At 73.5% G+C, this 8,755-nt stretch carries 8 protein-coding genes; 6 read left to right on the plus strand and 2 right to left on the minus strand.

The window, feature by feature from the left end; all coding sequences use genetic code 11:
• Positions 1–548: zinc-binding dehydrogenase (locus tag ACVNF4_RS28180; protein WP_461805698.1), on the plus strand; the 548-nt coding region annotated here is incomplete at its 5' end.
• A gap of 128 nt (positions 549–676) precedes the next feature.
• Entirely contained in the window at positions 677–1,261 is a 585-nt protein-coding gene (locus ACVNF4_RS28185; protein ID WP_461805699.1) for a TerD family protein, read from the plus strand.
• 61 nt (positions 1,262–1,322) lie between these two features.
• Here the strand turns inward: ACVNF4_RS28185 and ACVNF4_RS28190 are convergent, their stop codons facing one another.
• Both ACVNF4_RS28190 and ACVNF4_RS28195 read right to left on the minus strand, forming a co-directional pair.
• Positions 1,323–1,589 carry a GlsB/YeaQ/YmgE family stress response membrane protein gene (locus tag ACVNF4_RS28190; protein ID WP_461805700.1) on the minus strand — a complete coding sequence of 89 codons (267 nt, stop codon included), beginning with the start codon at positions 1,587–1,589 and terminating at the stop codon, positions 1,323–1,325.
• 171 nt (positions 1,590–1,760) lie between these two features.
• On the minus strand, positions 1,761–1,991 hold the full coding sequence (locus ACVNF4_RS28195; protein ID WP_461805701.1) for a hypothetical protein: 231 nt from the start codon (positions 1,989–1,991) through the stop codon (positions 1,761–1,763).
• Between the two features lie 185 nt (positions 1,992–2,176).
• On the opposite strand from ACVNF4_RS28195, the gene ACVNF4_RS28200 reads away from it, so the two are divergent.
• The 4 genes from ACVNF4_RS28200 to ACVNF4_RS28215 form a co-directional block, all read left to right on the plus strand.
• Positions 2,177–4,372, plus strand: coding sequence for an MMPL family transporter (locus ACVNF4_RS28200; RefSeq protein ID WP_461805702.1), 2,196 nt, complete (start codon positions 2,177–2,179; stop codon positions 4,370–4,372).
• A 179-nt stretch (positions 4,373–4,551) separates the two neighbouring features.
• The gene (locus tag ACVNF4_RS28205; RefSeq protein ID WP_461805703.1) at positions 4,552–5,724 is read left to right on the plus strand and encodes a sensor histidine kinase; all 1,173 of its coding nucleotides are present in this window, start codon (positions 4,552–4,554) and stop codon (positions 5,722–5,724) included.
• Complete coding sequence (locus tag ACVNF4_RS28210) at positions 5,721–6,395, plus strand: response regulator transcription factor (RefSeq protein ID WP_461805704.1); 675 nt, start codon at positions 5,721–5,723, stop codon at positions 6,393–6,395. Before ACVNF4_RS28205 ends, ACVNF4_RS28210 begins: the two co-directional genes overlap by 4 nt.
• A gap of 287 nt (positions 6,396–6,682) precedes the next feature.
• The coding region (locus ACVNF4_RS28215; protein ID WP_461805705.1) for an ATP-binding protein at positions 6,683–8,755 on the plus strand (2,073 nt) is incomplete at its 3' end.

Raw genomic sequence — 8,755 nt, forward strand, 5'->3', positions numbered from 1 at the left:
GCAACGCGCTGCGCGCCGCCCGCGCCACCGGGGCCGGGCCCGAGGACCGGGTCCTGGTCCTCGGGCCCGGCACGATCGGCCTGCTCACCGCCCTGTTCCTGCGGGCCCAGGGCGCCGAGGTGCACCTCCTGGGCGTCACCCCCGACTCCCTCTCCTTCGCCCGCTCCCTCGGCTTCACCCACGTCTGGCAGTCCGTCCCCGACCTGCCGTACGACGCCGTCGTGGACGCCTCCACCGCCGTCGAACTCCCCGCCCGCGCACTGGAGTCGGTCGAGCCTTCGGGGAAGCTCGTGTACATCGGGCTGGCCCGTGAGCCGAGCCTCGTCGACACCCGGACCCTCGTGCTCAAGGACGTCACCGCGACCGGCATCCTGTCCGCCTCACCCGGCCTCGACGCCGCGATCCGCGCCTACGCGGCGGGAGTTGTCGACCCGAGGCCGCTCGTCGCGGCGACCGTGGGGCTGGGGGAGGTGGGTGCCGTTCTCGCGGGGGAGCGGCCCGAAGGATGCCTTCCCGGGCCCAAGGTGCTGGTGGATCCGGCGAGTTGACCTGACCTTTCGGCCACTTTGTGGCGCGTGCGGCGTTTCCGCGCCACCTCTGTTTCTACAGTGTTGTAGATTTTGCCTCGGGTTTACCGGGGTGGGCCCGGGCCCGGGGACAGAGAGCGAGGTGGCCCATGTCCGTCGACATGACGAAGGGTCAGCGGATCAGCCTGAGCAAGTCGGACGGCGGGGCGCTGACGTCCGTACGGATGGGGCTGGGGTGGCAGGCGGCGCAGCGGAAGGGGTTCCTGGCCAAGCTCGCGGGACCCAAGGAGATCGACCTCGACGCGTCGGCGCTGCTGTTCGTGGACGGTCAGCTCTCGGACGTGGTGTTCTTCCAGCACCTGACCAGCGACGACGGCTCGGTGCGGCACCTCGGGGACAACCTCACCGGGGGCAGCGGCGCCGGTGGGGACGACGAGGTCGTGCTCGTGGACCTCGGGCGGGTGCCGGGGCGGGTCGACCAGATCGTGTTCACCGTCAACTCGTTCACCGGGCAGACGTTCGCCGAGGTGGAGAACGCGTTCTGCCGGGTCGTCGACGAGACCACCGGCAAGGAACTCGCCCGCTACACGCTCAGCGGGGGCGGCCCGTACACCGCGCAGATCATGGCCAAGCTGCGCCGGGCGGCGGGTGGCTGGCAGGTCGAGGCGATCGGTGAGCCGGCCACCGGGCGCACGTTCCAGGACCTGCTGCCGGCCGTCTCCGCGCACCTGTGACGCACGCCGGCCGGCGAGGGCGCGCGGTCGCTCCCTCGCCGGCCGGATCGCAAGTCGTGCTTCAGTCCCGGGAGTTGCCGAACAGCAGGCGGTAACCGATCAGCAGGACCAGGGAGCCCGCGATGGCCGCGCCCCAGGTGTAGAGGTCGAAGAAGTCCTTCACCACCGGCCGGTCGAGGAACCTGGCGGAGAGCCAGCCGCCGATGAAGGCGCCCGCGATACCGATGAGGGTGGTGCCGATGAGGCCGCCCGGGTCACGGCCGGGCAGCAGGATCTTGGCGATCGCTCCGGCGAACAGGCCCAGGATGACCCAGCTGATGATGCCCACGTTGTCGACCTCCGTCGGGGCCGGCGGACGGTCGTGCCGCCGGTTTTTCAGGTTTGCTTTGTTGCGCAATCTTATGAACTTCGCTGGTGGTCCGGCCAGGGATTCCGGCCTCTTGGTGTCGCCTCGTCGAGGTTCTGTCACGAGATCAGCACATTGCGGACCCCCCGCTGTTCACGGGCTTGCGATGTCGAAGCCGTACCGCAGGGGCTGTTCGGTGACGGAGTGGTCCAGCCGGTAGACGTACACCGCCTCCACCCGGACGCCGCTTCGGGGTGTCTCCGGCTCGCAGGGGTACGTCACTTGGAGCACCCGGGGTCGTCCGGCGACCCGCATGAGCAGTCCGTCCGCCGGGCCGCCTTCGAGCACGGCGGTCTCCAGGTCTGTCGCGATGATCGCATCCATGCGAATAGTTTAAGGGTTGCGCAACTATTTAAGTATGGTGCGTGTCATACCTGAGGAGGAGCCGGGAAACCCCGGCTCGTGCCGTCGCAGCAGGGGCAAGTGCCCGTAGCGGCACGATGCCCGGGACGGGCACCGAGGGCGAACCTGTCGAGGTCCCGCACCTCGACCTGGAGAGAACCCTTCCCGTGGCTACCTTTCTCTACCGCATCGGCCGCACGGCCTTCCACCGCCGACGGCTGGTGGCGCTGCTGTGGGTCGTCCTGCTCGGCGGCCTCGCCGTGGGCGCGCTGAAGGCCCCCGCCGCCGCCGACGACGGCACCTCGTTCATGCCCGGCATCGAGGCGCAGAAGGCGTTCGACCTGATCGGCGAACGCTTCCCGGGCCGCGACTCCGACGGCGCCGACGCACGCGTCGTGTTCGTCGCACCGCACGGCGGGAAGGTCACCGACAGCGGCAACAGAGCCGCGATCGACCGGCTGGTCACCGAGTCCGCAGGGCTCCCCGAGGTCGAGTCCGCCGTCGGCCCCTTCGCCGCCGGAGCCGTCAGCGAGGACGCGACGACGGCGTACGCGCAGATCACCTACAAGGTGAAGGCCGCCGACCTCACCGACGCCGACAAGAGCGCCCTGGAGAAGGTGATCGGCGAGGCGCGCGGCGCCGGGCTGACCGTCGAGGCCGGCGGCACCGCGCTCTCCTCCCAGCCCGCTGCCGGCGGTGCCTCCGAAGGGATCGGCGTCGCGGTCGCCGCCGTCGTCCTGCTCCTCACCTTCGGCTCCCTCGCGGCGGCCGGACTGCCGCTGCTCACCGCGCTGGTCGGGATCGGCGTCAGCATGGCGGCGATCACGGCGGTCGGCGGCCTCTTCGGGCTGACGGCCACCACCGGCACACTCGCCACGATGCTCGGCCTCGCCGTCGGCATCGACTACGCGCTGTTCGTCGTCTCCCGCTACCGCGAGGAACACGCGGCCGGCAAGCAGCCCGCCGAGGCCGCCGGGACCGCCGTCGGCACGGCCGGCAGCGCCGTCGTCTTCGCCGGTCTCACCGTCGTCATCGCGCTCGCCGGGCTGTCGGTCGTCGGCGTACCGATGCTGACGAAGATGGGGCTGTGCGCGGCCGGCGCGGTGGTCGTCGGGGTGCTGGTCGCGCTGACGCTCGTCCCCGCGCTGCTCGGCATGTGGCCGAACGCGACGCTCTCGCGCAAGGTCCGCCGGGGCCGGGTGCGGCAGGGGGCCAGGGAGAACGGCGGCTCGCGGTGGGCGCGGTTCGTGCTGCGGCGCCCGCTGCCGGTGCTGCTCGCCTGCGTCGCCGGGCTCGGGGCCGTCGCGATCCCGGCCACGGACCTCGAACTCGGCATGCCGGGCGCGGAGTCGAAGCCGGTGTCGACGACCGAGCGGCGTGCGTACGACGACCTCGCGGAGGGGTTCGGGCCCGGATTCAACGGGCCGCTGACCGTCGTCGTCGACGCGCGGGGCCTGGCCGACGCGCAGGGGGCCGCCGCCGCGATCGCCGCGCGGATCAAGGGCACCGAGGGGGTCGTCTCGGTCTCCGCGCCGCGCTTCGACCAGGCCGGTGACACGGCTCTGTTCTCCGCCGTGCCGTCGACCGGGCCCAGCGACGAGGCCACCAAGAACCTCGTCCAGCACATCCGCGCCGAGCGGCCGGCGACGGAGCGTCAAACCGGCGCGACCTTCGAGGTGACCGGGTCGACCGCGATGAACATCGACGTCGCGCAGAGCCTCCAGGACGCGCTCGTGCCCTACCTCGCGGTCGTCGTCGGACTCGCGCTGGTCCTCCTGCTGCTGGTGTTCCGGTCCGTCCTCGTGCCGGTCAAGGCGGCGATCGGGTTCCTGCTGTCGGTGCTCGCCTCGCTCGGCGCGGTCGTCGCCGTCTTCCAGTGGGGGTGGGGTGCCTCGCTCATCGGCGTCGAGCAGACCGGGCCGGTCATGAGCCTCATGCCGGTCTTCCTCGTCGGGATCGTCTTCGGACTCGCCATGGACTACGAGGTGTTCCTCGTCGCCCGCATGCGCGAGGCGTACACCCACGGCGAGTCCGCGACGTCCGCCGTCGTCAGCGGGTTCCGGCACAGCGCGCGGGTCGTGGCCGCCGCCGCCGTCATCATGATCGCCGTGTTCTCCGGGTTCGTCGGCGCGGGCGAGGCCATGATCAAGACGATCGGCTTCGGGCTCGCCGTCGCCGTCCTCTTCGACGCGTTCGTGGTCCGCATGGCCCTGGTGCCGGCCGTACTGGCACTGCTGGGGGAGCGGGCCTGGTGGCTGCCGGGGTGGCTCGGGCGGGTCCTGCCCGAGGTGGATGTGGAGGGGACGGGGCTGCGGGGCGGGGAGTCCGAGCAGGCGCGGGAGGGGGAGGCGGTGCGGGTGTGAGTACCGAGGGGTACGGGGGTGTGGCCCGGAAGGTGTACGGGATCGTGGCCCGGAAGTCGTACGGGGCGAGCCCCCTTGTGAGCCCGATGAACGGTCCCGGTGGGCGCGGGCAACGGTCCCCTACCTCTCAGGTCTGACACCATGACCCCCTGCTGACCGACCCCTCCGGAGCCCCGCCCGTGAACCCCTCCCGGCGCCCCCACACCCCCACCGCCGACCTCTGGCTGATGGCGGCGGTCATCGTGGCCGGCGTCAGCCACAGCGCGCTGAGCGTCGGGCTGCGGTTCGGGGCGCCGCACCTGCTGCCCGCCGCGATTCTCGCCACCGTCGCCGGGGTCGTTCTGCCCTGGCGGCACCAACGGCCCCTCGCGGTCGTCGCGTTCACCACGGCGTGCGCGATGGGCCAGGGGCTGCTGGGGCTGCTGGTCACCCCGCTGCTGACGGCCCCGCTGATCGTCGCGCTCTACTCCGTCGGCGTCCGCGAGGAGGCCAGGATCCGGCGCGGCGCGGCCGTCGTCGCGGGGACCGGCATGCTGGCCACGGGCATCGTGCCGGCCCTGAGGCGGCACGAGTTCGTCCTCACCCTCGTCAACCCTGTCGCCTGGGCCCTCCTGCCGGTCGCGTTCGGCGGCTACGTCCAGGTCCGCCGCGCCCTCGCCGCCTCCCGCGCCGAACAGCTCGAACGCGCCCGCGAGGAGGAGGCGCACCGGCGGGTCATCGAGGAGCGGATGCGCATCGCCCGCGAGCTGCACGACGTCGTCGCCCACCACCTCGCCCTCGCCAATGCCCAGGCCGGCACCGCCGCCCACCTGGCGCGCGGCAACCCCGAGCAGGCGTTCGCGATCCTCGACCAGCTCGCCGGGACGACGGCGTCGGCGCTGCGCGAGCTGAAGGCCACCGTGGGCGTCCTGCGCCAGGAGTCCGACGACGAGAACCTCGTCCCGGCACCGGGCCTCGCCCGCCTCCCCGACCTCACGGCGTCCTGCGCGGCGGCCGGGACCCGGGTGCGCGTCGAGGTCGACGGAGAGGTGCGCGAGCTGTCCCCCGCCGTCGACCTCACCGCGTACCGCATCGTCCAGGAGGCCCTCACCAACGTCACGAAACACGCCGCCGGCCCCGACGCGGAGGTCCGGCTCGCCTACACCGGCCGGCACCTCACCCTGACCGTCCGCAGCGCCCTCGGCCCCGCCGCGCCCGCCGCCGGACGCGGCTACGGCCTCATCGGCATGCGGGAACGCGCCCTCGCCGTCGGCGGCATCTTCCACGCCGGACGGCAGCCGGGCGGCACGTTCGAAGTCGCCTGCACGCTTCCCCTGCACCACCACGACCCCGACGAAGGCGCCACCCCATGACCACCCGTGTCCTCCTCGCCGACGACCAGGCCCTCCTGCGCGCCACCTTCCGCATCCTCGTCGACTCCGACCCCGGCATGACGGTCGTCGCCGAAGCCGCGGACGGCCGCGAGGCCGTCGACCTCACCCGCGAACACACCCCCGACGTCGTCGTCATGGACATCCGCATGCCCGGCACGGACGGGCTCGCGGCGACGGCGGAGATCTGCGCGGACGAGACGCTCGCCGCGACGCACGTCCTGATCCTCACCACCTTCGAGGACGACGAGAACGTGGCCCGCGCGCTGCGGGCGGGGGCCGGGGGGTTCCTCGGCAAGGACGTCGGCGCGGACGTCCTGCTCGCCGGGATCCGCACGGTCGCCGCGGGGGAGTCCCTCCTGTCCCCGGCCGCCACCCGCTCCCTCGTCACCCGCTTCCTCGCCACCCCCGACCCCGCCGAGGCCCTCGCCCCGCCCGCTCTCCTCGCCACCCTCACCGACCGGGAACGCGAGGTGATGGCCCTCGCGGCGCTCGGCGGGTCGAACACGGAGATCGCCGAGCGGCTCGTCCTCAGCCAGCTGACCGTCCGCAGCCACATCCAGCGCGCGATGACGAAGCTGCACGCCCGCGACCGGGCTCAACTCGTCGTCATCGCCTATCAGTCGGGGCTGGTGGAGGCGCTGCCGCGCTGATCCGTACAGCGGGGAGGGCGGTCATCGAGGCGATGATGATTCTTCCCTCCGCGGTGTGGGCCGGGACCGGTGGCGGCCCGGCTGCGGAACTGCCGTTGCGCATGTTCGCCCGCCCGTTCGCCCGTTCATCCGCCCGGGTGATCCCCTCGACAGCGGCGCCACCCGGCGTGAGGGTGGCGCGTTGGGGTTCCGTGACACCAGTGCAGTGACGGTTCTGCAACTGGGCCGCCGATCGGCTTCCGACCCCGGTTCTCTGGTGTCACGCTCGCGAACACGCAGGTCACGGTATGGAGAGTTACAACGTGTGGACATGTGCCGAGACCCCCGGGACCTTGCCCGCGCCCCGGCGCGGCCGACCGGTCGACGGAGGTCTGCTCGGCCGGGAGGCGGAACTGACCCAACTGCGCGCGGCGCTCGCGGGACACCGGCTGGTGACGGTGACGGGCGCGGCGGGGATGGGCAAGAGCAGGCTGGCCAGGGCGGGGGTGGAGGCGGGGGCCGTGGTGTGGGTGGGGGAGAGGGAGGGCGGGGGCGGTGGGCTGGCGGAACGGGTGGCGCGGGCGGTACGGGCGGTCGTACGAGCCGACAGTCCGACAGATGCCGCTGTCGGACTGCGCCCCCAGCGCACGCCGGATCACGTACGGAGCCCGGAACCCCGGCGCACCGCGGACCCCGCCCCCACCGACCCCGTCTCCGCCCTCCACACCCTCCCGCACCCCCTCCTCGTCCTCGACGGCGTCGACCCCGTCCACGCCGAGTGCGTCGGCCTCGTACAGGGCCTCCTCATGGCGATCCCGGCGCTGAAGGTCCTCGTCACCGCGCGCCGTGCCCTCGGCCTCGGGGAGGAACACGTGCTGAGGCTGGGCGCGTTGGAGCTGGCGGGCCCGGCCGTGGAACTGTTCCTCGAACGGGGCCGCAGTGCGACGGGACGTGAACTGCGGTACAGGGACGACGACTTGGCGGCGGCCGAGCGGATCTGCCGACTCCTCGAAGGCGTCCCCCTCGCCATCGAACTCGCCGCCGGACAGCTCACCCGGCACTCCGTCACCGACCTCGCCGCCCGCCTCGAACGCGACCAGTGCTGGCTCGCCGCCCCCCACCCCGGCCCGCGCAGACACCGCTCCCTGCGGGACGCGGTCGGCGCCGGATACCGGCTGTGCGAACGGGAGTCGAGGATCGTGTGGGCACGCGCCAGCGTCTTCGCGGGCTCCTTCACCGAGTCGACGGCCGTCTTCCTCTGCTCGGGCTCCGGCGTCGAACCCCACCAAGTCCCGGGACTGCTCGCCCAGTTGGCGGCGTCGGGCGTACTGGAGACGCTGGGCGAGCCGGGCGGCGTACGGCCCTCCCGCTACCGGATGACGCGCGCCGCACGCGACTTCGGCGCCGAACGACTGCGTGAGGCGGGCGAGTCGACGGTCGCCCACGACCGGCACGCCCTGCACTACCGCCGGGTCGCGGCCGTCGCGGAGAACCTCTGGGCGGGCGGCCGGCAGCGGCAGGCCGTCCGGCTCGTCCGCGAGGAGTACGACGACCTGACGGCGCTCGTCCGCCGGGCCCGCTCCCGCCCCGGACACGCCGAGGCGGCGCTGGAGACGGTCGCCAGCCTCTGGTTCTGGTGGGCCGTCCACGGCCACGCGGCCCAGGGGCACGCCCACCTGCGCCTCCTGCTGCCGCTGGTCGAGCCCGACAGCCCCGTCCTGCCGCGCGCCCTCTGGCTCACGGCCTGGCTCGGCACCGGGGATCCCGAGCAGGCCCGGGAACTCCTGGGCCGGGCCTGGACCGGCGCGGTCCTCGTGGGGGACGACGCGACGGTCGGCCGGATCGCCCACGTCGAAGGGGTGCTGGCCTGGCGGGACCGCTCCTTCGGAGTCGCCGAGTCCTGCTTCGCGCAGGCCGCCGACCTGATCCCGCCGGACGCCCCCGGCGGTCCCTCACCGGCGGTCAGCCTCGCGGCGCTGGCGATCGTCCAGTCCTACCGGTCACCCCGCACGGCCCGGCGCACCGCCCACCGCGCGCTCTGCGTCCCCGACGCGGCGGCCGACTCCTGGGCCAACCTCATCGCCCGCTACGCCCTCGCCGTCATCGACCACCCCACACATCCGTCCCGCACCTGGCACCGGGCACGCCGGGCGCTCGCCACGATCGACACCCGCATCGATGCTCCGCAGGGGACGGCGGCGTTGCTGAGGCTGATCGCGGATGTGGAGTGCGGGAGGGAGGGGGACGGGGGGGGGGGGGGGGGGGGGCGTTGGTGCCGAGTGGGTTTGCGCGGGAGGGGGGGCGGGAGGGGTGGGGGGGGGGGTGGGGGGCTTGGACCGGGGGCGGGGGGCGCGGGGCGCGGGGCGCGGGGCGCGGGGCGC

The sequence above is a fragment of the Streptomyces sp. S6 genome, assembly GCF_054880855.1.